The organism is Sphingobium sp. WR1 (assembly GCF_059693745.1).
The window spans coordinates 56,786-78,692 of the sequence record NZ_JCATID010000017.1; the positions used below are offsets into that span (position 1 = coordinate 56,786).

The 21,907-nt window shown below is 65.1% G+C and carries 22 protein-coding genes, 1 tRNA gene and 1 other RNA gene; 6 read left to right on the plus strand and 18 right to left on the minus strand.

The genetic code is table 11. The features are described from left to right. Nucleotides 1–40: 40 nt before the first annotated feature. Entirely contained in the window at nucleotides 41–928 is an 888-nt protein-coding gene (locus AC58EF_RS18485) for an EamA family transporter (protein ID WP_497277827.1), read from the minus strand. Between the two features lie 153 nt (nucleotides 929–1,081). Between AC58EF_RS18485 and AC58EF_RS18490 the strand changes: the two genes are divergently transcribed. The 3 genes from AC58EF_RS18490 to AC58EF_RS18500 all read left to right on the plus strand — a co-directional run bounded on the left by AC58EF_RS18490 (nucleotide 1,082) and on the right by AC58EF_RS18500 (nucleotide 4,188). Continuing rightward, the gene (locus tag AC58EF_RS18490; RefSeq protein ID WP_497277828.1) at nucleotides 1,082–2,290 is read left to right on the plus strand and encodes an MFS transporter; all 1,209 of its coding nucleotides are present in this window, start codon (nucleotides 1,082–1,084) and stop codon (nucleotides 2,288–2,290) included. 40 nt (nucleotides 2,291–2,330) lie between these two features. Then, nucleotides 2,331–3,470 (plus strand): aspartyl/asparaginyl beta-hydroxylase domain-containing protein, encoded by a 1,140-nt coding sequence (locus tag AC58EF_RS18495; protein ID WP_497277829.1) that lies wholly within the window; start codon nucleotides 2,331–2,333, stop codon nucleotides 3,468–3,470. Between the two features lie 91 nt (nucleotides 3,471–3,561). Beyond that, the gene (locus tag AC58EF_RS18500) at nucleotides 3,562–4,188 is read left to right on the plus strand and encodes a YitT family protein (RefSeq protein WP_497277830.1); all 627 of its coding nucleotides are present in this window, start codon (nucleotides 3,562–3,564) and stop codon (nucleotides 4,186–4,188) included. 66 nt (nucleotides 4,189–4,254) lie between these two features. Here AC58EF_RS18500 and AC58EF_RS18505 read toward each other — a convergent pair whose 3' ends face one another. Next, complete coding sequence (locus AC58EF_RS18505; RefSeq protein ID WP_497277831.1) at nucleotides 4,255–4,785, minus strand: hypothetical protein; 531 nt, start codon at nucleotides 4,783–4,785, stop codon at nucleotides 4,255–4,257. Next, entirely contained in the window at nucleotides 4,772–5,143 is a 372-nt protein-coding gene (hisI, locus tag AC58EF_RS18510) for a phosphoribosyl-AMP cyclohydrolase (RefSeq protein WP_497277915.1), read from the minus strand. Before hisI ends, AC58EF_RS18505 begins: the two co-directional genes overlap by 14 nt. Before the next feature lie 334 nt (nucleotides 5,144–5,477). Between hisI and AC58EF_RS18515 the strand changes: the two genes are divergently transcribed. Next, nucleotides 5,478–7,754: a TonB-dependent receptor gene (locus AC58EF_RS18515; protein WP_497277832.1), complete on the plus strand. Its 2,277-nt coding sequence runs from the start codon at nucleotides 5,478–5,480 to the stop codon at nucleotides 7,752–7,754. A gap of 135 nt (nucleotides 7,755–7,889) precedes the next feature. Here the strand turns inward: AC58EF_RS18515 and AC58EF_RS18520 are convergent. From AC58EF_RS18520 to AC58EF_RS18570, 11 genes are all read right to left on the minus strand, one after another. Next, a tRNA-His gene (locus AC58EF_RS18520) sits at nucleotides 7,890–7,966 on the minus strand. 124 nt (nucleotides 7,967–8,090) lie between these two features. Then, nucleotides 8,091–8,663, minus strand: a complete 573-nt coding sequence (locus AC58EF_RS18525; protein WP_497277833.1) for a septal ring lytic transglycosylase RlpA family protein — start codon at nucleotides 8,661–8,663, stop codon at nucleotides 8,091–8,093. Nucleotides 8,664–8,878: 215 nt separating this feature from the next. Next, nucleotides 8,879–9,151, minus strand: a complete 273-nt coding sequence (locus AC58EF_RS18530) for an HU family DNA-binding protein (RefSeq protein ID WP_242930239.1) — start codon at nucleotides 9,149–9,151, stop codon at nucleotides 8,879–8,881. Nucleotides 9,152–9,329: 178 nt separating this feature from the next. Further along, nucleotides 9,330–11,726 carry an endopeptidase La gene (lon, locus tag AC58EF_RS18535; RefSeq protein WP_497277834.1) on the minus strand — a complete coding sequence of 799 codons (2,397 nt, stop codon included), beginning with the start codon at nucleotides 11,724–11,726 and terminating at the stop codon, nucleotides 9,330–9,332. A gap of 129 nt (nucleotides 11,727–11,855) precedes the next feature. Beyond that, a complete protein-coding gene (locus tag AC58EF_RS18540) occupies nucleotides 11,856–12,179 on the minus strand; it encodes a YbaB/EbfC family nucleoid-associated protein (RefSeq protein WP_497277835.1) in 324 nt (107 codons plus the stop codon). Continuing rightward, nucleotides 12,176–13,807 carry a DNA polymerase III subunit gamma/tau gene (locus tag AC58EF_RS18545; RefSeq protein WP_497277836.1) on the minus strand — a complete coding sequence of 544 codons (1,632 nt, stop codon included), beginning with the start codon at nucleotides 13,805–13,807 and terminating at the stop codon, nucleotides 12,176–12,178. Before AC58EF_RS18545 ends, AC58EF_RS18540 begins: the two co-directional genes overlap by 4 nt. A gap of 50 nt (nucleotides 13,808–13,857) precedes the next feature. Next, nucleotides 13,858–13,955, minus strand: an RNA gene (ffs, locus tag AC58EF_RS18550) — signal recognition particle sRNA small type. A 427-nt stretch (nucleotides 13,956–14,382) separates the two neighbouring features. Continuing rightward, nucleotides 14,383–15,348, minus strand: a complete 966-nt coding sequence (gene blaSGM / locus AC58EF_RS18555; protein ID WP_497277837.1) for an SGM family class A beta-lactamase — start codon at nucleotides 15,346–15,348, stop codon at nucleotides 14,383–14,385. An 8-nt stretch (nucleotides 15,349–15,356) separates the two neighbouring features. Next, nucleotides 15,357–15,692 carry a 2Fe-2S iron-sulfur cluster-binding protein gene (locus AC58EF_RS18560; RefSeq protein WP_497277838.1) on the minus strand — a complete coding sequence of 112 codons (336 nt, stop codon included), beginning with the start codon at nucleotides 15,690–15,692 and terminating at the stop codon, nucleotides 15,357–15,359. Between the two features lie 18 nt (nucleotides 15,693–15,710). Further along, nucleotides 15,711–16,799: a cysteine desulfurase family protein gene (locus AC58EF_RS18565; RefSeq protein ID WP_497277839.1), complete on the minus strand. Its 1,089-nt coding sequence runs from the start codon at nucleotides 16,797–16,799 to the stop codon at nucleotides 15,711–15,713. Continuing rightward, a complete protein-coding gene (locus AC58EF_RS18570; RefSeq protein ID WP_497277916.1) occupies nucleotides 16,796–17,953 on the minus strand; it encodes a cysteine desulfurase family protein in 1,158 nt (385 codons plus the stop codon). Before AC58EF_RS18570 ends, AC58EF_RS18565 begins: the two co-directional genes overlap by 4 nt. 153 nt (nucleotides 17,954–18,106) lie before the next feature. Between AC58EF_RS18570 and AC58EF_RS18575 the strand changes: the two genes are divergently transcribed. Further along, entirely contained in the window at nucleotides 18,107–18,763 is a 657-nt protein-coding gene (locus AC58EF_RS18575) for an alpha/beta hydrolase (protein WP_179042312.1), read from the plus strand. Between the two features lie 179 nt (nucleotides 18,764–18,942). Here AC58EF_RS18575 and AC58EF_RS18580 read toward each other — a convergent pair whose 3' ends face one another. The 4 genes from AC58EF_RS18580 to AC58EF_RS18595 form a co-directional block, all read right to left on the minus strand. Further along, a complete protein-coding gene (locus AC58EF_RS18580) occupies nucleotides 18,943–19,491 on the minus strand; it encodes a hypothetical protein (protein WP_497277840.1) in 549 nt (182 codons plus the stop codon). Nucleotides 19,492–19,648: 157 nt separating this feature from the next. Then, nucleotides 19,649–20,029 carry an STAS/SEC14 domain-containing protein gene (locus AC58EF_RS18585; protein WP_497277841.1) on the minus strand — a complete coding sequence of 127 codons (381 nt, stop codon included), beginning with the start codon at nucleotides 20,027–20,029 and terminating at the stop codon, nucleotides 19,649–19,651. 53 nt (nucleotides 20,030–20,082) lie between these two features. Then, nucleotides 20,083–20,337 (minus strand): hypothetical protein, encoded by a 255-nt coding sequence (locus tag AC58EF_RS18590; RefSeq protein ID WP_497277842.1) that lies wholly within the window; start codon nucleotides 20,335–20,337, stop codon nucleotides 20,083–20,085. A gap of 83 nt (nucleotides 20,338–20,420) precedes the next feature. Further along, complete coding sequence (locus AC58EF_RS18595) at nucleotides 20,421–20,630, minus strand: hypothetical protein (protein ID WP_497277843.1); 210 nt, start codon at nucleotides 20,628–20,630, stop codon at nucleotides 20,421–20,423. Between the two features lie 161 nt (nucleotides 20,631–20,791). On the opposite strand from AC58EF_RS18595, the gene AC58EF_RS18600 reads away from it, so the two are divergent. Next, nucleotides 20,792–21,904: a sensor histidine kinase gene (locus AC58EF_RS18600; protein WP_497277844.1), complete on the plus strand. Its 1,113-nt coding sequence runs from the start codon at nucleotides 20,792–20,794 to the stop codon at nucleotides 21,902–21,904. Nucleotides 21,905–21,907: the final 3 nt, after the last annotated feature.

A 21,907-nucleotide genomic window follows, 5' to 3' on the forward strand; every position in this document is an offset into this window, starting at 1 on the left:
CGTTTCGGACCGGGTCGGGAAAACGAACGAGGACGGAATATTATTGCGGCGCTTCCTCGATTGCGGGCTTGCGCCGGTTGGTGAGCGCGCTGCCGCCCGACGCCGCGATGATGCAGATGATGGCAAACCACTGGATCGCCGTCAGCCGCTCGCCAAGAACGGCAAAGCCCGCCAATGCGCCGATCGCCGGGGCGGCACTCAACAGCAGGCCGAAGACGGGCGCGGGAAGGCGCCGCATCGCCTCTATCTCCAGCGAATAGGGCAAGGCGCTCGAAAGGAGCGCGATGGCCAGCCCGATCAGCAATATCTGCGGCGAAAGCTGCGCCGCCGCCTGCGGCAGGCCGAAGGGCACGATCAGGACCGCCGCGACCACCATGCCCCATGCGGCGGCATCGCCCCCAAGGCTATGGGAGACGCGCTTGCCCGCCAGAATATAGAGCGCCCAGCAGATCGCCGCGCCGCAGGCGAAAAGGACACCCCGCGGATCGAGCGCCGCATTGCTGCGCAGCGGCAGCAGCAACAGAAGACCGGCGACCGCCGCCGCGAGCCAGAGGAAGTCGCGCGGACGGCGCGATCCCAGCAGCACGATCATCAGCGGACCAGTCACTTCGATAGCGATGGCGATACCGATCGGGATATGCGCGAAGGCGAGGTAGATGAGCAGGTTCATGAGGCCGAGCGTCGCGCCATAGAGGAGCAGCGCCCAGCGCAACCGAGGCGGGACCGGCCGGCGCCAGGGCCGGCGGACCAGCAGCAGCAGGATCGCGCCCAGACCGATCCGCAGCGAGGCCACACCGAATACGCCAAGCAACGGAAACAGCGTCTTCGCGACAGCCGCGCCCAGATTGACCGAGGTCAGCGACCCCAGCACCGCCATCGCGCCGATCAACGCGGCATTTTGTTTTTCATGCTCATTCACGGTCGCCATGCTGACGCTATAGCCGATCGAGCAGCCGAAGCGAGTGCGGCGGGCGATTGCATGACGCGCGAACGCACTTGCAGGAATCTCATACGAATGCGGGGTTGACCAACGCTGTCATCAGGCCCATTTGCGGGACTTCCGTATATTTTGCATTGCAGCATGGAGCTTGCCTTGAGCGCCCCTTCCCAGAACGCGCATCCCGCGCTCGTCCTGTTCGCGCTCTCGGTGGGCGCCTTCGCGATCGGCACGACCGAGTTCGCGTCGATGAGCCTGTTGCCGTTCTTCGCGCGCGACCTGGGGATCGACGCCCCGACGGCCGGTCATGCGATCAGCGCCTATGCGCTGGGCGTGGTGGCGGGCGCGCCGGTGATCGCCGCCTTTGCCGCACGCCTGCCGCGCCGGACGCTGCTGATCGGCCTGATGGCGATGTTCGCCATCGCCAACGCCCTGTCCGCTTTGTCGCCCAGCTATCACTGGATGCTGCTGTTCCGTTTCCTGTCGGGGGTCCCACATGGCGCCTATTTCGGCGTCGCCGCGCTGGTCGCCGCCAGCCTGGTGCCGATCGAGAAACGGACGCTGGCGATCGCGAAGGTCATGTCCGGCCTGACCGTCGCAACCGTGCTGGGCGTGCCGGTCGCCAACTGGATGGGGCAGGCGCTGGGCTGGCGATCGGGATTCTTCGTGGTCGCCGCGCTGGCGGTGGCGACGGTGACTTTGGTGGCACTCTACGCACCGCGTGACGCCGGCGATCCCAAGGCCAGCCCGATGCGCGAACTGACCGCGCTCGGCAAGTCGCAGGTGTGGTTGACGCTGCTGACCGGCGCGATCGGCTTTGGCGGCATGTTTGCCGTCTATACCTATGTCGCCTCGACCATGATCGAGGTGACCCATGTCCCGGAAACCTATGTGCCGCTGATCCTCATCATCTTCGGCATCGGCATGACGCTGGGCAATCTGGCGGCGGCATGGCTGGCGGACCGGGCGCAGAGCCGCACCGTCATCGGCGTGCTGCTGTGGAGCGCGGCGTCGCTGGCGCTGTTCCCGCTGATGGCGGGCAATATCTGGACGCTGAGCATCATCGTCTTCCTGATCGGCATCGGCGGCGGCCTCGGCACGCCGTTGCAGGCGCGGCTGATGGACGTGGCCGGCGACGCGCAGACGCTGGCGGCGGCGCTGCATCACAGCGCCTTCAACGTCGCCAATGCGATCGGCCCCTGGCTGGGCGGGCTGTCGATCGCAGCCGGCTATGGGCTGGTGTCGACCGGCTGGATCGGCAGTGCGCTGGCGCTGGGCGGGCTTGCCATCTTCCTGCTCGCCATCACGCTGGAACGGCGCCAGACCGACTTGCTTCCCGCCGCCGCCGAATAAGCCGCTTTCGCCATGCGCCGCCGCCCGATAAGGCAGGGGCATGAGCGATCAGGCAAGAGAGACGATGCTGGCCGAGGCGACGGTTGCCGCGCTGCGCCGGGGCGATGCGACGGTGGCGCTGGCAACGTTGCGGGAAATGGCCAACCCGCCGGCGATGCTTATGGCGCAGGCGTGCAACCGCAGCGGCGACCTGGAGGGGGAGGCGGCGGCGCTCCGCCGCATCCTCGACAGCGACATGCGCAATATTCCCGCCCTGCTCGGCATGGGGCAAAATGCGCTGCGCCGTGGCGACGAACGGGGTTCAACCAGCTGGTTTCGCGCGGCTCTGGCGCAGGCCGCCGCAACCGGCGCGCCGCCGCAACTCCAGCCCCTGCTCCAGCAGGCGGAAGCGAGCATGAAGCAATCGAGCCAGCGGTTCGAGGATCATCTGACCGCCGCGATCCGCGACCTGCCGCCCCTGCCCCGCATCGCCCATGCCACTGACCTGCTGCTCGGCAAACGCGCCCTCTATCTGCAACAGCCCAGCATGTTCTATTTCCCCGGCCTGCCCCAGCGCGCCTTCTACGAGCGCGACGAGTTCGACTGGATCGCGCCAATGGAGGCGATGACCGTCGCCATCGTAGCGGAACTGGCGGCCCTGCGCGCGCAGGAGGCGGAGTTCGCACCCTATGTCCAGACTTCGACGGATCGGCCCGCGCCGACCAACCCGCTGCGCGACGATCCCAGTTGGGGCGCGCTCTATTTCTGGCAGAATGGCGCGCCGGTCGAGGAGAATGCGCAACGTTGCCCGTCGGTGATGGCGGCGCTGGCCCACGCGCCCATGCCGGCGATCGAGGGCCGCTCCCCCATGGCGCTCTGGTCGCTGCTCAAGCCCGGCACCCATATCCAGCCGCATCACGGCCTGCTCAATACGCGGCTTATCTGCCACCTGCCCTTGCTGGCGCCAGGCGACAGCGCGTTGCGGGTCGGCGGGGAGACGCGGGCGTGGCGCAAGGGCGAGATGCTGATCTTCGACGACAGTTTCGAGCATGAGGCGTGGAACCGCAGCGAGGAAACCCGCGTGGTGCTACTGTTCGAGGTCTGGCGCCCGGAAATCGGAGCGGAGGAGCGTGAGGCGCTGACCCGTCTGTTCCAGGCGATCGACGCCTTCGGCCCGGCGCACATCGATACCGGCAGCTGAGCCTCTTTCCAGAATCTCGCAATGTTGCTATGGGGCGCGTAATAAAATAGCAGAGGATAGCCAGGGCGCTCCCGCTTCACGGACTTCGCCCATGCCTCCTGCCATCCCGTCACAGACGCCGTCTGCCCGTCCCCACAGCCTTGTCGAAGATGGCTATGCCATCGCCATCGGCTGCGCCTTCATCGCCATGGGGATCATGCTGCTGAAACAGGCGAGCCTGGTGACGGGCGGTATGGCGGGCATCGCGCTGCTGCTGTCCTATTTCATCCCCTGGTCGCCCGCGGCGCTGTTCATGCTGATCAACATCCCCTTCTTCCTGTTCGCGGGGAAGGCGATGGGGCCGGCCTTCGGCCTCAAGACCTTGTTCGCCAATGTCGCGATCATGGCGCTGGGCCTGACCATGCCCAGGGCGATGCAGATCGCGAAGGTCAGCCCGCTTTTCGCCGCCCTGTTCGGCGGATCGATCATCGGCTTCGGCATCCTCGCCATCGCCCGCCACGGCGCGGGCGTCGGCGGCGTCGGGGTGGTGGCGCTGATCCTGCAAAAGGCGCGCGGCTGGAATGCGGGGCGCACGCAGATGATCTGCGACATCGTGATCCTGCTGCTGTCGCTGCCGGTGCTCAGCCTCGACCGGTTCGGCCTGTCGATCCTGTCCGCCGCCGCGATGAACGCCGTGCTGGTCGTGAACCACCGGCCGGGGCGCTATATCGGTTATTGAGGATCGGCACGGGTTGCGCGAGCGCATCTCGACTGCGCTCGAAGCGAACGGAGACGAGCCGCCAAGTCATGTCTCGCAGAGCGGGTCGTTGCTCCGGTCGCGGGCGCGCAGGGCGCTGGCGGCATCGTTGGCGATGCGCGGGAAGGTGACACCCTCCAGCGAACCGCGCCCGTCGCACAGGTCGGCGCAGGCCATGTCGACCACGCCGGGCAGCGCGACCTGATCGCCATCATATTGGGCGACGATGATGCAGCGGTCCCCGCCCCTGAAGCTGAGGATCAGCTTGTCACCTGCCCGGCGCGCGGTCCCGTGACCGCGGCAACTGGGTTCCTCGCCGAACACCGCTTCCAGCCCGAAGCGGAACCGCCCGTCCTTGCCGGGAATGACGCAGAGCGCGTCGCGCCCGGCCTCATGGCTGCGCTGGAACAAGCCGACCGGCGAAATCTTGCTGGCGTCAGCGATGGCGCCGCTTTCGATCGCCGCGCGCTCCAGTCCCGATATCGGCGCGTTTCCCGCAGCGGACGCGGCGTCATCACCCGCCGGCGCGCGCTGGCAGGCCGTCAGCAGGATCAGGAGCGCAAGGCTAGTCCGCCGCATCGACGCTGCTGAGACCCTCCGGACCGACCCGGCGGAAGAAGCAGGAGCGCGCGCCGGTATGGCAGGTGGGGCCGGCCGGCACGGCCCTGACCCAGACCGCATCTTGGTCGCAATCGATACGCAGGTCGCGCACCTGGAGCATGTGCCCGGACGTCTCGCCCTTCTTCCACAGCGCCTGGCGGCTGCGCGACCAGAAATGGGCGAGGCCCGTTTCCACCGTCAGGGCCAGCGCCTGCGCATTCATATGCGCGACCATCAGCACTTCGCCGCTGGCGTCGTCGGTCACGACGGCCGTGATCAGGCCGTCCCGGTCATATTTCGGATTGAGGGCCAGCCCCTTGTCGCGCGCGTCGTCCATCGCGGCGATATAGAGCATTCTGAAGTCGGCTGGAACAGCCGACGGCTCGCAGAATGCGGTAATCAAAAGACAAAGGGGCGTGAGCGATTCAACCCGATCGTTCACGGCTCCAACGGGCGGGAGGCGCGTCGCGCAGCCCTTTTGCGGCGCCACCTCCACCCGACATTACATGCCGCTATGTCACTTTTTGGCAAGATCGTTGCATAATTGCGACAAATCGGCGTCAACCTTTCTTGCCCCTAACGGAAAGCGCGCATAGCGTCGCGCCCACAACCCGAACAACGGGACTCCGCAGGGAGCGGGATGCAGGGCCAGGGAAAAAGGGGCCTCAATCATGACATCATTGCCGATCTTCATTAGCATTTCGCGCGGCGCGCTTGCGATCTCGCTCGCCGCCGCTCTGGCGCCCGTCGGCGCCGCCCATGCCCAGACCGATCTGGCCGCTGCCGCCGAAGAGGGTCTTGGCGAAATCGTCGTCACAGCCTCACGTCGCGCGGAAAACGCCAAGGACGTGCCCGTCGCCGTCACCGCCATCGGCGGCGAGAAGCTGGACGCACTCAACAGCAGCGGTCTCGACATTCGTTTCCTGTCGGCGCGCACGCCCAGCCTTCAGATCGAAAGCTCGTTCGGCCGCACCTTCCCGCGCTTCTACATCCGGGGCCTGGGCAATACCGATTTCGATCCCAACGCCGCCCAGCCGGTGTCGGTCGTCTATGATGATGTCGCGCTGGAAAATCCGATGCTGAAAAGCTTCCCGGCCTTCGACCTCGCCAGCGTCGAAGTGCTGCGCGGACCGCAGGGCACGCTGTTCGGCCGCAACACGCCGGCCGGCGTGGTCAAGCTGAGTTCCGCCGCGCCGACCGACCATTATACCGGCTATGCCAGCGCATCCTGGGCGACCTACAATACCGTCAATGCCGAGGGCGCGATCAGCGGCCCGATCGCCGATGGCCTGAGCTTCCGCCTGTCCGGCCTGCTCCAGCGCCGCGACGACTGGGTGAAGAACGACAATGAGGGCGGCAATGCCGACGCCGAGCTGGAAGGCTATCGCGATATCGCCGGCCGCCTCCAGATCGCCTATGAATCGGGCGACTTCAAGGCGGTGCTGAGCGGCCATTATCGCGACCTCAAGGGCAGCCCGCGCACCTTCCGCGCCAATATCTTCCAGCCGGGCAGCAATCATTTCGTCGATGGCTTCGACAAGGATCATGTGAACCTGGACGGCCGCACCAGCCAGTCGATGAAGCAGGGCGGCGGCAATCTGCGGATGCAGGTCCATCTGGACGGCATCGGCACCTTCTTTTCCACCACCGGTTTCGAAAAGGCGTCGGTGGAAAGCACCGGCGATATCGATGGCGGCGGCTGCTATCCCTATACCGGCTGCACCTTCGGCGAACTGGGCGTCGGAACCTTCGATTCCAACACCGGCAACGGCGTCAAGCCGGAGGAGTTCAGCCAGGAATTCCGCTTCGCCACCGACGACATGAACGGCATCCGCCTTCAGGCCGGCACCTATTTCTTCCACCAGCGCCTGAAATATACCGAATATAGCTATGATCTGGCTGGCGCGAAGATCAGCAACATCCTGCACAACAACACCAACGAGAATATCGGCGTGTTCGCGTCGGGCGAAGCGAAGCTGACGGACGCGCTGACGGTGCGCGGCGGCGTGCGCTACACACGCGACAACAAGCGCGACACGATCACGCTCGATCCGGCGCTGGCGGCCAGCACCATCTCCAGCCAGCTTATCGCCGTCGACCTGCCGCTCAGCAACACCGCGCGCGGCAAGAATCTGTCCTGGGACATCAGCGCCACCTATGCGCTCAGCCCAGACGTCAACCTTTATGCCCGTGTCGCCACCGGCTATCAGGGGCCGGCGATCCAGGATCGCGTGACCTTCTTCAGCGTGCCCTCGGTCGCCAAGAAGCAGACGACCATTTCCTATGAGGGCGGCGTCAAGGGCGCGATCGGCAACAGCCTGCGCTTCGACCTGTCGGCCTATTATTGGAATACGGACGACCTGCAACTGACGGCGGTCGGCGGCGTCGGCAATTCGGCGCGCCTGATCAACGTCAACAAGGCGGTCGGCTACGGCGTCGAGGCGAATGTCGAAGCCCAACCCATCCCCAACCTGACGCTGACGGCGGGCGGCAGCTACAACTTCACCGAGATCCGCGACGATGCGGCCTTCGTGGCGGTGTGCGGATCGGGCATGTGCACGCCCACCGGCAGCACCTTCGTCGATGGCGGCACGACCTACAGCTATCTGGACGGCAACGACCTGCCCCAGGCCCCGCGCTACATCGCCAATGCGACGCTGCGCTACGGCATCCCCGTGGGCGCGGGCGAAGTGTTCGCCTATACCGACTGGGCCTATCGCAGCAGCGTCAATTACTTCCTCTATTCGGCAGCCGAGTTCCGGGGGCGCTCGCTGCTCGAAGGCGGTCTCAAGATCGGCTATAAGTCCGACCATGGTTACGAGGTCGCGGCCTTCGCCCGCAACATCACCAACCAGATCCGGGCGGTCAGCGCGATCGACTTCAACAACCTGACCGGCATGATCAACGAACCGCGCATCATCGGCGGCATGATCAAGGCCAGCTTCTGATCGATCGCGCCGACAGGGCGTGAGAAAGGGCGTTCCGCGAGGGGCGCCCTTTTTCTTTTGGGGTGCCGAGAAACGACAAAAGGCCTGCGAGCGACAGCCCAGCAGGCGCGTCCTATTCTCGATTTTCGGGAGAAATGGGGCGATCGACGGGATCCGAACCCGCGACCTCTGGTACCACAAACCAGCGCTCTAACCAACTGAGCTACGATCGCCACAGGGGCCGTGGCCCCGCGAGAAGGGCCACATATGCGGCCCACCTCCCCCCGTCAAGCGGACAATAACGACTTTGTTGCAAAGGTGCGAATTTCGGCGCGGAGTCATGCAAGAGCGGTCATTTCACAGGCCCGTAGCCTGCAATTGCGCGCGCAGGCTGGCGAGCGTCGCCTCTTCCACCCGGGAGCGCTCCCGTGCCGGCTTCCCCTTGCGCAGGCGGGCGCGGTCCTTTTCCGGCGGATCGACCACGCGCACCCGCACGGCCGCATGACCCAGCGCCCTTATGCCCAATTCCTCCGCCGCACCGCGCGACAGGTCGATGATCCGCCCGCGCCCGGCGAAAGGCCCGCGATCATTGACCCGCACCAGGATCGTCCGCCCGGTCTGGAGCGACGTCACCTCGACATAGCTGGGCAGCGGCAGGCTGGTATGGGCGGCCGTGATCCATTTCGCACGGAAGCGTTCGCCATTGGCGGTGCGATTGCCCGATTCCGAGCCATACCAGCTGGCATAGCCCAGCATGTCATAGGCGGGATCGGCCGCAGGCACATAGGTGGTGCCGCGCACCTTATAGGGCGGACCGATGCGGACGGGGCTGTCGCTGACGGGGCGGTAGTTGCCGCCTGCGCAGGCCGCCAGGGCCAGCGCGGGCGCGAGGGCCGGGGCGATCCGGGCCAATCGTTTCCAGAGCGTCATGCGCTTTTCCTATCGCCCCCTCCCCGGCCCGTCGAGGGCTTGAGGCATAGAAAAAGGGGCGAAGGCGCGCTGACGCCTTCACCCCTTCCCTATCGGCACATCGCGCTCCCGGGGTCGTCCCCTAAAGATCGCGTCACTCTCCTGAAAAACTTTCCGACCGCGACGCCGGCAAATGTATCAGAGCGAGCGCCCGCCGAAGACAGGCGCCCAAACCCTTAGTTGACCGAATCCTTAAGGCCCTTGCCAGCCTTGAACTTCGGCTGGGCGGAAGCCTTGATGGTCATGGTTTCACCGGTGCGCGGGTTGCGGCCGGTCGAAGCCTTGCGCTGCGAAACGGAGAAAGTACCGAAACCGACCAGACGAACTTCGTCGCCCTTCTTCAGGGCACCGGTGATGGCGTCGAACACGCCCTCGACCGCCTTGGTCGTGTCATTCTTGCTAAGGCCGCTGCTTTCAGCAACTGCGCTGATCAGATCCTGCTTGTTCATGCCTTGGGAACCCCCTTGTGCTGTTGGTTGTTAGGAATCGCGGCGTAGGGGCGGCAATAAGGCGCGGATTCAAGCGGCTGTCAAAGGGAAAGCGACGGAGCTACCGGCTTCGGCCCAATTTTACCTATTGGGGCGCACATCAGACCAAAGCCAAGGAGTTCCGCCATTTACCATATATTCAGTGTCGAAGGGTGAGATCGCTATCACGCCCCGCCGTTGCCGGCGGCTGAGCGGCGAGGTCGTCTTCCTCGGTCCAGGCGATCGCCTCGGGCTTGGACACCAGCGCGCGAGCCAGCACCTCGTCCACATGAGACACCGGCACGATCTCCAGCCCCTCGCGAATGTTGGACGGAATTTCCGCTAGGTCTTTCTCGTTTTCCTGCGGGATCAGCACCGTCTGAATGCCGCCCCGCAGAGCCGCCAGCAGCTTCTCCTTGAGGCCGCCGATCGGCAGCACGCGACCGCGCAGCGTGACCTCACCGGTCATCGCCACATCCTTGTGAACGGGAATGCCGGTCAGGGTCGACACGATCGTCGTGACCATGCCGATGCCCGCCGAAGGGCCATCCTTGGGCACCGCGCCCTCGGGCAGGTGGATATGGATGTCTTTACGGTTAAAGAGACTCGGCTTGATGCCGTAACCGGGCGAACGCGCCTTCACATAGGAGAAGGCGGCCTGCACTGATTCGTTCATCACTTCGCCCAGCTTGCCGGTCGTCTTGATCGCGCCCTTGCCGGGCACGGTGACGGCCTCGATCGTCAACAGCTCGCCCCCGACCTCGGTCCAGGCCAGGCCCGTGACGGCGCCGATCTGATTCTCCTCCTCACCCACGCCATGGCGGAATTTCCGCACGCCAGCATAGTCGGCCAGATTGTCGGGCGTGATGACGACCTTGTCATACTCGCCTTCCAATATCTTGCGCAGCGCCTTGCGGGCGAGGCGCGCCATCTCGCGCTCCAGCGTGCGGACGCCCGCCTCGCGCGTATAATAGCGGATCAGGTCGCGGATCGCGGGCTCGGTCACTTCGACCTCGCCATCCTTGAGGCCGTGGGCGTCGATCTGCTTGGGCAGCAGGTGACGCTCGGCGATCTCAACCTTCTCATCCTCGGTATAGCCCTCCAGCCGGATGATTTCCATGCGGTCGAGCAGAGGTTGCGGCAAATTCAACGAGTTGGCGGTCGTCACGAACATCACGTCTGAAAGATCGACGTCGATCTCCAGATAATGATCCTGGAACTTGCTATTCTGTTCGGGGTCCAGCACCTCCAGCAGCGCCGACGCCGGATCGCCGCGGAAATCCTGGCCCAGCTTGTCGATCTCGTCGAGCAGGAAGAGCGGGTTCATCGTTCCGGCCTTTTTGAGGTTCGACACGATCTTGCCCGGCAGCGAACCGATATAGGTGCGGCGGTGGCCACGAATCTCGGCCTCGTCGCGCACGCCGCCGAGCGACTGGCGCACGAACTCCCGGCCCGTCGCCTTGGCGATCGAGCGGCCGAGCGAAGTCTTGCCGACGCCCGGCGGACCGACGAGGCACAGGATCGGCCCCTTCAGCTTGTTGGTGCGCGCCTGCACGGCCAGATATTCGATGATCCGGTCCTTGACCTTCTCCAGCGCGAAATGATCCTCGTCGAGGATGTCCTGCGCTTTTTTGAGGTCGGTCTTGACCTTGCCCTTCTTGCCCCAGGGCAGGCCCAACAGCACGTCGAGATAGTTGCGCACCACCGTCGCCTCGGCCGACATGGGCTGCATACCCTTGAGCTTCTTCAACTCGGCGGTGGCCTTGGAGCGCGCTTCCTTGCTCAGCTTGGTCTTGGCGATCTTCTCGGTCAGTTCCGCGAGTTCGTCGCCTTCCTCACCCTCGCCATTGCCCAGCTCGCGCTGGATCGCCTTCAATTGCTCGTTCAGATAATATTCGCGCTGGGTCTTTTCCATCTGGCGCTTCACGCGGCCGCGAATCTTCTTCTCGACCTGGAGCACGCCCAGCTCGCCTTCCATGAAGGCGAAGACCATTTCGAGGCGCTTGACCGGGTCGGCCTCTACCAGCAGCGACTGCTTGTCGGACACCTTGACATTGATGTTGGCGGACACGGCGTCGGCCAGGCGGCCGGCATCCTCGATCTCGCGCAACTGCACCGGGGTTTCGGCGGGCAGCTTCTTGTTGAGCTTGGCGTAATTCTCGAACTGCTCGGCGACCGAGCGCATCAGCGCGGCGGCTTCCGGCCCTTCGGCGGCGATTTCCTCGACATCCGCGACATCGGCGACCAGATAGGCGTCGCGCGCCTCCAACCGCTCCAGACGCGCGCGATGCTTGCCTTCCACCAGCACGCGGACGGTGCCGTCGGGCAGTTTGAGCAATTGCAGCACGATCGCGACAACGCCGGTGTCGTACAGCGAGTCGCGGCCCGGATCATCCTCGGCCGGGTCCAACTGCGACACGAGGAAGATTTCCTTATTGCCTTCCATCGCCGCTTCGAGCGCCGCGACGCTCTTGTCGCGGCCGACGAACAATGGGACGATCATCTGCGGGAAGACGACGATGTCGCGCAGCGGCAGAAGGGGATATTGCGTAGTCATTCATTCTCCGGGGCCACAAGCGGCCCTTCCTTACGGTTCATCGCCTTTATGGGGATGCCCGGCGCGTCAATCAATCAGCCATGGTCATATCATAGCAACAATGAACCGCGAGTGATCGCAAGACTGCGATCAAAAAGGCAGCTTGAAACCGGGGGGCAGCGGCAGGCCGGCCGTCATCTTGCTCATTTCGGCGTTGCTGACTTCATCCGCCTTCTTGCGCGCATCATTGAGTGCGGCAGTGATCAAGTCTTCCAGCATCTGCTTTTCCGACGGGGCGAGCAGGCTGTCGTCGATCGACACGCCGACGATGCGGCCCTTGGCCGATGCGCGTATCTTGACCAGACCGCCACCCGCCGCACCTTCGACTTCCAGCTTGTCGAGATTGTCCTGCGCCCGTTGCAACTCTTCCTGAACACGGCTCGCCATGCCCAGGATTTCATTCAGATCTTTCATGCTTCAGCACTCCATTGTTCGAGCCTGTCGTCCAGCTCGGCATCGGGGAAGGCCGCCATCGCCGCCTTGACCACCGGGGTTTCCAAAATCTGCGCGCGGGCAGCAGCCTTCACTGCTTCTTCCTGTTGTCGCAGCGTTAGCTCGCCACCGCTTTCTTCCAGCCGCACGCTCCAGCGTGTTCCCGGAGTAGCGGCATTCAACGCCTGCTCTAAATCTCGCTTAAAGTCGCCCTGCGGCCAAGCGTCGGTCAACCGAATGGCTATGTCGGGCGGCGACAAAGAAACAAGCGCCGCGCAATCATTCAGATGAATGGCCAACGATGCCTTGTGCTTATCGACCAGCGCGACAACTTCCTCCATCGTATGAGGCAACCGCGCAATCGGCGCGGAAGACGCCGACGCCGCTGCGCCATCGGCCGCAGCCGGCGCGGCGACGGAACTGCCCTCGCGCAGCATCCGCGCAATCTCGCCCGGATCGGGCATGGTCGCGGCGTGCATCACCCGCAGCAGCGCCATTTCGCAGCTTTCGATCGGCAGGACGGCGCTCGCCACCTCGTCATGCCCTTTGAGCAGCAATTGCCAGAGACGATGGAGCGGCGCGAAGCCGAGTTGCGAGGCCCAGTCGGCCAGCGCCTCGCGCTCCTCGGCCGACTGGCCTGGGCTGGAAATGTCGCGCCCGGCCTTCACCAACGTCACCGCATGGGTCAGCTCCAGCAGGCCACGCATCAGCGCCAGCGGCTCGACGCCCAGCGCATATTGGTCGCGCACCGCGTCCAGCAGCGCGCCGGTATCGCCCTCCAGCAGCAGACCGAGCAGGCGGCGCGTGGAACCGCGGTCGGACAGGCCCAGCATATCGCGCACCTGAGCGGCGGTGACGAGCGGGGCGCCCCCCCCTTCTCCATCCGGCCCCATCTCCGCATGGGCGATGGCCTGATCCAGAATCGAAAGGCCGTCGCGCGCGGACCCTTCGGCCGCCTGCGCGATCAGCGCCAGCGCATCGGGTTCGGCCGCGACGTTTTCCGCCTCCACCACATTCGTGAAGTGGACGGCGAGCAGGTCCGCCGGGATGCGGCGCAGGTCGAAGCGCTGGCAGCGCGACAGCACCGTCACCGGCACCTTGTTCACCTCGGTCGTGGCGAACAGGAATTTCACATGGGCGGGCGGCTCCTCCAGCGTCTTCAACAGCGCGTTGAAGGCGTTCTTGGACAGCATATGGACTTCGTCGATGATGTAGATCTTGTAGCGCGCCGACACGGCGGCATAGCGCACCGCCTCGATGATCTCGCGTACATCGTCGACGCCGGTATGGCTGGCGGCGTCCATCTCGACCACGTCGATATGGCGGCCCTCGGCGATCGCCCGGCAGGGTTCGCATACCCCGCACGGATCGATGGTCGGACCACCCTGCCCGTCCGGGCCGATGCAATTGAGCGCCTTGGCGATCAGGCGCGCGGTGGAGGTCTTCCCCACCCCGCGCACGCCGGTCATCAGGAAGGCGTGCGCCAGCCGGCCCCGCTTGATCGCGTTGCCCAGCGTCTGGACCATCGCGTCCTGCCCGATCAGCTCATGAAAGCTGCGCGGTCGATATTTGCGCGCGAGAACGCGATAGGGCTGCGGTGAATCGGACATCCTATTGTCCTAGCCGCTCGAACGGCCATTGTCGAAGCTGGATGATGATTGGAGGTGGGAGCCGAAACGACCCGTGACGAAATCACTGTGGCTGCTTCCGTCAGGACCTGACCCGGTTCGCGACGATCACGTCCGCCCGACTCCCGGCGCGGCATATGGCGAAGGGATGACAGGTTGGCAAGGGGGATCGGATTTCTTCGGTGCGATCAAGGGCCAGGCGAATTTATCGCTCTCCATGCGCGTCGACGCCACGGGTCAAATGTGAAAGGATATTTCTCATACCGTCATCCCCGCGGAGGCGGGGATCCATCTCCCCAACCTCGCGCTTGGGGCCACGTCAGGAGATGGGTTCTTGCCTTCGCGGGAATGACGAAGTTGGTGGGTTTGCAGCCCGACCGCTTTTTCATCCTCCCCTGCAAGGGGAGGTGGCAGGCGCGTAGCGCCTGACGGAGGGGTGTCCCGCTCTCGATAAGGTGACACCCCTCCACCGGCTTCGCCGGTCCCCCTCCCCTTGCAGGGGAGGATTTTTATGGCCGCTCCTGATCGCTTTCCGCCCCCGCTAGAAGCGCCCGCCCCTACTCCAACCCGCTCTTCTGCGCCTTGGCGACGAAGGCGAGCGCGGCCTGCGCCGTCTCCGCGATGGCGGCTTCGGCCTTCCTGGCGTCCACGGTCGGCCGGTCGAGATAGATGGCGAGGATATATTCGTCGCCTGCCGGGGATTTGACCAGCGCCACGTCATTATAGGCGGTGCCGCAGGTCCCGGTCTTGCTGCCCGAAGTCCAGCCTTCGGGCAGGCCCGCCTTGATGCGATGGTCGCCGGTGCTGCTGGCGTTGAACCAGGCGCGCAGCTTGTCGGCGCTTTCGCTCTTCAGGTCCTTGAAGAATAGCCGCCCCATCAGGCCCGCCATGGCGGCCGGCGTGGTGGTGTCCCGCTCGTCGCCCTTGGCATTTTCGTTGAGCGTGGGTTCGTTGCGGTCGAGCCGGGTCACGCTGTCGCCATGGGCGCGCATGAAGGCGGTCAGCCCTTCCGGCCCGCCCAGCATCGGCAACAGCAGGTTGGCGGCGCTGTTGTCGCTCACCTCCACCGCCGCCTGCGCCAGTTCGCCCATGCTCATGCGGCCGCGCTTCCTGTTCTTCTTCACCACCGGCGCATAATCGAGGATGTCGGCATCGCTGAAGGGTATCTCCCCCTCCAGCCCGAACTTGCCACCCTCCGCGCCCAGCAGGACGGCGGCGGCCATCGGCGCCTTGAAGGTCGAGCACATGGCGAACCGCTCGTCGCGATTGAAGCCGAGCAGCAGCGCGCCGCTCCTGTCGACCAGCGCCACACCCAGACGACCGCCCGTTTCCTTCTCGATCTCGGCGGGGTTGCGGGCCGATGTCAGCGCCGACTGCGGCACCAGATAGCGCGGCGCGGCGGGCATCAGCGAATCGAGTCGCCCGGTCGGCGCGGGTTCCCCGGCGGGCGTCTTCTTCTTGTCAGCGGCGATGGACGGGGCGGCCAGCAGCGTCAGCGCAGCCAGAGCGGTCAAAATCTTCATGGGTGGGATCACATGCCCTGCATATTGTAGGATTCATTCGGAATGCGGACGGTCAGACTGTCCAGTTCGGCGTCCAGCACGATCTGGCACGACAGACGGCTGGTGCGGGTCGCGGCGGCGGCAAGGTCGAGCATATCTTCCTCATCCTCGCCGGCGCGCGGCAGTCTGCAGAAATCCCCAGCGTCGACAATGACATGGCAGGTGGAGCAGGCCATCTGCCCCTCGCACGTCCCCTCCAGCGGCTGGCCAGCAGCCTGCGCAATCTCCAGCAGGACCGATCCCGCCGGGGCGTCGACCTCCTGCCGCCGCTCGCCATCAGCGCTGATGAAGGTGATCCTGGTCATTGGTGCGACGCTCCCTTGTCACGGCGCCGCTTGTACGGCTGCCGCCTCATTCAATGCCTCTGCTGCCCTCTCCAACTCCTGCCGGGTCGTGTAGCGGCCAAAGCCGATCCGCACCGATCCGCGCGCCTGGCCATCCGTCAACCCCAGCGCCCGCAGCACATGGCTAGGCCGCCCGGACCCGCTTGCGCAAGCACTTCCCAACGAAAAAGCAATATTACGGCAATGGGACAACAACCGCGCGCCATCGATGCCATCGCGCCGCAGGTTGAGATTGCCGGGATAGCGCGCCGTTGCAGAGCCGTTCAGCGTCCAGTCGGCAAAAAGATCGCGTGCAAGGGACGCCAGTTGCTCGACATAAGCGCGGTCCGCCTCCGCCCGTTCGCGCATCAGCCGCGCGGCGACGCCGAATCCGGCGCAGAGGGCGGGCGAGAGCGTGCCCGATCGCAAACCGCCCTCCTGTCCCCCGCCGTGGATCAGGGGGGCAGGCTTCACGCCGTCGCGCAGCCAGAGCGCGCCGATCCCCTTGGGACCATGGATCTTATGCCCGCTGATCGCCACCATGTCGCAGTTCTGCGGGATGGGCGCCCGGCCATAGCCCTGCACCGCGTCGCACAGGAACAGCGCGCCCGCTTCCCGCGCCAGAGCGGCGAGCGCCTCGACCGGCTGGATCACGCCGATCTCGTTATTGACCAGCATCGCCGCGACCAGCGCAACGCCCGGCCGGATGGCGTCGCGGGCGGCATCCATGTCGACCAGCCCGTCATGCCCGACCGGCAGGATAGTGACATCGCGCCCGACCCGGCGCATCGCCTCAACCGTATCGAGCACGGCCGCATGTTCGGTGGCGATGGTGACGATGCCGCCCACGGGTGCGCCCTGAATGGCGATGTTGAGCGCCTCGGTCGCGCCAGAGGTGAAGAGGAGCCTACCGCCCGAAGGCAGCAGCCTGGCGATCTCGTCGCGCGCCAGTTCGACCTGCGCGGCGGCGGCACGACCGGGCCGATGGGCGCTGTGCGGATTGGCGAACTGGTCCCACAGCAACGGCACCATGGCGTCGAAGGCTTCGGGGGCGAGCGGTGTGGTCGCCTGATAATCGAGATAGATCATCGGCGCGCCTGCGCAGAAAGTTTCCGGGCCATGCCGGTCCAGGCGTCGAGGAAGCGGTCGATATCCACCTCGCTCGTCTGCGGGCCGAAGCTGACGCGCACGACTTCGGACGCGGCGGCTTCGGTCCAGCCCATCGCGCCCAGCACATGGCTGGTCTTGAGCGAACCGGACGAACAGGCGCTGCCCGCCGACACCGAAATGCCCTTGAGGTCGAACTGGATGAGTTGTGCGCGGGCAGACAGGCCCGGCATCCGGTAGCTGGCGATGGCGGGCAGGCGCGGCGCATCGCGCGCGACGATCACCCCGCCCGCCGCCTCTATCGCTGCGTCGAGCCGGGCGCGCAGCACCACCGCTGTCGCCAGCCAGTCGCCGCGCGCCTCCAGCGCGGCGGCCATGGCAAGGATAGCGGGAAGGTTCTCGGTCCCGGCACGATAGCCCTGCTCCTGCCCGCCGCTCGGCTCGATCAGCGCCAGATCGCGGATCAGCAGCGCACCGATGCCGGGCGGACCGCCGAATTTATGCGCGCTGATCGCGATCATGTCGGCGTTCGGGAGGGGCAGCTTACCCGCGCTCTGGGCGCAATCGGCGAAGAGGATGGCGCCATCGCGGTCGATCCGGTCGAGTGGCTGGATCACGCCGGTCTCGTTGTTGACGTGCTGGATGGCGAGAATATGTCTTTCGTCCGTTCGCCCTGAGCCTGTCGAAGCCTGTCCTGAGCGCCTGCTGCAAGCTGGCAGTCGAAGGGGGCCGTTCTTTTCTTCAGAAGAGAAAGACAGGGCTTCGACAGGCTCAGCCCGAACGGAGGTTTGAACCATTCCGTTCTGATCCACCCCCAGCCGCTCCGCGCCCTTGGTCACGCGCAGCACCGCGTCATGCTCGACCGGCGAGGTGACGATCCGCCCCGCCTTGGCCCGCGTCAGCCCGATCGCGATCGCCTCGCTCGCACCGGAGGTGAAGATGATGTGATCGTTCCACCCGAGCGCCGCCGCGATCCGCTTGCGCGCATCCTCCAGCGTAGTGCGGGCGGCGCGACCGTCCGCATGGGGGCTGGACGGGTTGGCCCAGCCGGCCAGCGCCGCTGTCATCGCCGCTTGCGCCTGCGGCAGCATCGGAGTGGTTGCGGCATGATCGAGATAAAGACGGTCGGCGGCCAAGCGGGCATTACTCATTGATTGCGGAAATGGCGGCGGCATCTATATAGGCGCTTTGCCGCGTCGCGCCAGCATAAGCCTTGGCGCGCACCGATCCTATCCCTGCCGCCCGACTCCACGTCTGGAATGGGGCGGCCCAGAACTATAACAGGTGCCATGCCCGACGTAATCTTTCCCGGACCCGAAGGCCGCCTCGAAGGCCGCTTCAGCCCCCCGCCGCGTCCGCGCGCGCCGGTCGCCATGATCCTGCACCCGCATCCGCAGGGCGGCGGCACGATGAACGATCGCATCACCCAGGCGCTCTACAAGACCTTCGTAAAGCGCGGTTTCGCCGTGCTGCGCTTCAACTTCCGGGGCGTCGGCCGCAGCCAGGGCACGTTCGACAATGGCATCGGCGAGTTGAGCGATGCGGCCGCCGCGCTCGATTGGGTGCAGAGCTTCCACCCCGAAGCGCAGACCACCTGGATCGCGGGCTTCTCCTTCGGCGCGTGGATCGGTATGCAGTTGCTGATGCGCCGCCCGGAAATCCGCGGCTTCATCTCGGTCGCGCCGCCTGCGAACATGTATGATTTCTCCTTCCTCGCCCCCTGCCCTTCTTCGGGCATCATCGTGCAGGGCACGTCGGACGAGGTGGTGACTGCGAGCGCCGTCCAGAAGCTGGTCGACAAGCTGCGCACCCAGAAGGGCATCACCATCCATCATGACGAGATCAAGGGCGCGAACCATTTCTTCGAGCATGAACTCGACCAGCTGATGAAGTCGGTCGACAATTATCTCGACATGCGCCTGTCGCCCGACTCGCCGATCCGCTGAGGATCAGGTTGGAAGGAACATGAAGGGGCTGCCGATCGGGCGGCCCTTTTTTTGCTGGAGTTAGGTATTGTCAGATTGATCCGAGATGCGGGATGCACGCAAAAAGGGCGCGACCGGCCGATGCCGTCGCGCCCCTTCTAGCCAACCGCCCATCCCCCCGGAAGGACGGCCCCGATAAATCAGTTCGCCTTGCTCATGTCGACCTTCTCGACCCATTCGGGGTAGAAGGTCGGCTCGCGGTTGGACCAGCCGACCGCCGTCGCCGCCGCTTCGCTGATCGACTGGAGCAGCGCGCGGCGCTTGTCGGGATGGAGGTGCGGCAGGCTCGCCGCCGCGCAGAAGGCGCCCGGTAGCCAGGGCCGCGCGCCCGCACCCAGCAATCGCTCATAGAGGAAGCGATAGGCGGAAAAGCTGCACAGCCGGTCCTGCCCCAGATCGAAGGCCGAAACCGTCACCAGCGGCGCCATGAACGGCTCCACCTGCTCCAACCCGCTATCGTCGGGCACGCGCGTCTTGATCTCGTCGAGGCGGCCGTAGATCCGCGCTTGCGCCCGGATCGACGCCTCTTCCACCATGTCGCGCGACCAGAGCTTCATCGCGTCGCGGCGATGCAGCCCGATGTCCAGCGATCTGCGGATATAACGTTGCGTGGCAGACGGGAAGCTGGCGAATTCACGCAACTCCGCCAGGGTAACGGCCCCATCCGCCGGTCTTGCACTCGTGCCCATGTCCTTGCCCTCCGACTTCAAGTCGTACGATAGAACATGCGCTCCTCATGGTTACTGAAGGCTTAAGCGCCCGTTCCACCGACATTCACAAGGGATCAGATTTCTTTGTGCAGCGCAACATGAAAATCATCCTTGTGCGACAGGATGATGACAGAAATCAGGCCGGAACGCACCTGTCTTCCGTCAGCCATTGCAGGGCCTCATCGGCGGTACCGAATATGCGCATATAGGGCTGGGTCATCTCGCGCCGGACCTGCAAGCGGGCAATGGCGCTGGCGGTGACGACAGCGATGCGACGGGCGCGCGGAAAACCGTCAAAATGGGTGCGGAACATCGCCAGGGCGTCCTGCGGCTGGACCGCGCTTTCACTCATGTCCATGCGCAACAGATAGCCGGGACGGAAACCTTCGGCCGCGAATCGCGCCTTGCACGCATCGGCATAGGGACCGACATCCTCCGCCGAAAAATAGCGGTGCCAGGCGAAATCCATCAGGCCGATGTCATGGCGGAAATTAATGCTGTAATGGGCATTGAGCATTGGGGCGCGGACCTCCGATGCGCCCCAATAGCCTGAATTGGTTAGAAAAGACCTTACGCGCCCGGCCGACGGTCCAGCACCGCCCCGATCATGCTGCGCCACACCGCCACGTCGCCCGCCTGCGCCATCTGGGCATCCGGCTCGCGCAGCGTGTTGAGGATGGCATAGGCGTCATCCACATGGTCGCGCCATGCGGCGTCCACCGCGCCGGCCGCATGGGGATCGCTGCCCTCGCCGTTCAAGCTCAAATGACGCCCGGCGAGTACCCTGGCGATGCGTTCGACGGCGGGGGTGCAGGATGTTGGCATGAATCGGTCGCTCCTCTCGCATACGGCTGCGCGTTCGCTCTTCCGTCCCGGCAAGCTAACATGAAATTAGCGGGGGGACACCATCAATCCCGTGACTTATAGCCGGACGAGGGCACCGGATCGCCATGGTCGCCCGGCTTGGTGGTCGCGGGCGGATCGGATGCGTCCATCGAATCCTTCAATCCTTCTTCCAGCTTCTCCTCCCGGCTGATTTCATGGTCCTGCCGGTCGGTGGCGCGCACGTCGCCGGCTTCCTCGCGGCTGTGCGGGCGGATGTCGGTCCCGTCGCTCATCTGTCTCTCCTTTCACGCCATGGCTGATGACGCTTCATCGGATCAACGGACGGGCGCCGGGGGCGGTTCCGCTCCTGCCCGTTCGACCAACATGCAAAGCCGTTCGACAAGTTACCGGCAGACGGGGCGACAAACGGCGCGCGGGCGCGTAGACCGACAGGATGACATATGTTTCCGAAGACGGCGAACGCGGCGTCTCTCCCGCGGTCGCGCTTTATTCCATATTGGGTTTCTGGCTGTTCTACACATTGATTGTGAGCTTGCGCGCCGTCGTCATCGGGTTCGATGCCCAGATGGAGCTGGCCGCGCGCCGCATGGTGGTGGCGGTCATCGGCATCATCGTCACCTGGATCCTCTATCTGGCCCTGCGGCGCTTCGACCGGCGACCGCTGCTGGTCCGCGTGGTCGCGGCCTTCTCGCTTGCCGCTCCGTTCGCGCTCGCGATGGCGGCGGCCAACTATTATATGTTCAACGTCTATGACCCCGTGTCGCTCTTTTCCGACGCGGAGATGCAGAAGAAGGCGGCGGAGGAAAATTACGTCCTGATCAGCATCGTCGAGGACGCGATCAGCCGCTTCTTCTTCCTGTCGGCCTGGGCCGGCCTCTACCTCGCCCTGTCCTACGCGGCCGAGGCCCGCAGCACCGAGCGCCGCGCCGCCCGGCTGGAACAAGCGGCCCAGCAGGCGGAACTGCGATCATTGCGCTATCAGGTGAACCCGCATTTCCTGTTCAACACGCTCAATTCGCTGTCGACCCTGGTCATGCGCAACCGCCCGGACGAGGCCGAGCAGATGATCATGTCGCTGTCCAACTTCTACCGCACCAGCCTGACCGGCGACCCGCTGGACGATGTGCCGCTGGAGGAGGAAGTCCATCTCCAGAAACTCTATCTGGATATCGAGGCGGTGCGCTTCCCCGATCGACTGACGACCGTGATCGACATTCCGCCGGCGCTGATGGGGGCCTGCGTCCCCGGCCTCATCCTCCAGCCGGTAGTGGAAAATGCGATCAAATATGGCGTCTCGCGCACGTCCAGTCCGGTCGAGATCCGCATCACCGCGCGGGAGGATGGCGACCTGATGCACATCAACGTCACCGACAATGGCGACACCCCGCCGGGCGAGGCCGATCGCGGCAATGGCATCGGCCTTGCCAATGTGCGCGACAGGCTGACGGCGCGCTTTGGCGATCAGGGCCGCATCGTCTATGGTCCGCGCGAGACGGGCGGCTTCGCCGTGCTCCTCACCCTTCCCATCATCCGCCGGGGTTGCTGACCG

Coding starts and splice junctions, on each gene's coding strand:
- AC58EF_RS18485 (WP_497277827.1), bottom strand. CDS start 928: ATGGCGACCGTGAATGAGCATGAAAAACAAAATGCCGCGTTGATCGGC.
- AC58EF_RS18490 (WP_497277828.1), top strand. CDS start 1,082: ATGGAGCTTGCCTTGAGCGCCCCTTCCCAGAACGCGCATCCCGCGCTC.
- AC58EF_RS18495 (WP_497277829.1), top strand. CDS start 2,331: ATGAGCGATCAGGCAAGAGAGACGATGCTGGCCGAGGCGACGGTTGCC.
- AC58EF_RS18500 (WP_497277830.1), top strand. CDS start 3,562: ATGCCTCCTGCCATCCCGTCACAGACGCCGTCTGCCCGTCCCCACAGC.
- AC58EF_RS18505 (WP_497277831.1), bottom strand. CDS start 4,785: ATGCGGCGGACTAGCCTTGCGCTCCTGATCCTGCTGACGGCCTGCCAG.
- hisI (WP_497277915.1), bottom strand. CDS start 5,143: ATGGACGACGCGCGCGACAAGGGGCTGGCCCTCAATCCGAAATATGAC.
- AC58EF_RS18515 (WP_497277832.1), top strand. CDS start 5,478: ATGACATCATTGCCGATCTTCATTAGCATTTCGCGCGGCGCGCTTGCG.
- AC58EF_RS18525 (WP_497277833.1), bottom strand. CDS start 8,663: ATGACGCTCTGGAAACGATTGGCCCGGATCGCCCCGGCCCTCGCGCCC.
- AC58EF_RS18530 (WP_242930239.1), bottom strand. CDS start 9,151: ATGAACAAGCAGGATCTGATCAGCGCAGTTGCTGAAAGCAGCGGCCTT.
- lon (WP_497277834.1), bottom strand. CDS start 11,726: ATGACTACGCAATATCCCCTTCTGCCGCTGCGCGACATCGTCGTCTTC.
- AC58EF_RS18540 (WP_497277835.1), bottom strand. CDS start 12,179: ATGAAAGATCTGAATGAAATCCTGGGCATGGCGAGCCGTGTTCAGGAA.
- AC58EF_RS18545 (WP_497277836.1), bottom strand. CDS start 13,807: ATGTCCGATTCACCGCAGCCCTATCGCGTTCTCGCGCGCAAATATCGA.
- blaSGM (WP_497277837.1), bottom strand. CDS start 15,348: ATGAAGATTTTGACCGCTCTGGCTGCGCTGACGCTGCTGGCCGCCCCG.
- AC58EF_RS18560 (WP_497277838.1), bottom strand. CDS start 15,692: ATGACCAGGATCACCTTCATCAGCGCTGATGGCGAGCGGCGGCAGGAG.
- AC58EF_RS18565 (WP_497277839.1), bottom strand. CDS start 16,799: ATGATCTATCTCGATTATCAGGCGACCACACCGCTCGCCCCCGAAGCC.
- AC58EF_RS18575 (WP_179042312.1), top strand. CDS start 18,107: ATGCCCGACGTAATCTTTCCCGGACCCGAAGGCCGCCTCGAAGGCCGC.
- AC58EF_RS18580 (WP_497277840.1), bottom strand. CDS start 19,491: ATGGGCACGAGTGCAAGACCGGCGGATGGGGCCGTTACCCTGGCGGAG.
- AC58EF_RS18585 (WP_497277841.1), bottom strand. CDS start 20,029: ATGCTCAATGCCCATTACAGCATTAATTTCCGCCATGACATCGGCCTG.
- AC58EF_RS18590 (WP_497277842.1), bottom strand. CDS start 20,337: ATGCCAACATCCTGCACCCCCGCCGTCGAACGCATCGCCAGGGTACTC.
- AC58EF_RS18595 (WP_497277843.1), bottom strand. CDS start 20,630: ATGAGCGACGGGACCGACATCCGCCCGCACAGCCGCGAGGAAGCCGGC.
- AC58EF_RS18600 (WP_497277844.1), top strand. CDS start 20,792: ATGACATATGTTTCCGAAGACGGCGAACGCGGCGTCTCTCCCGCGGTC.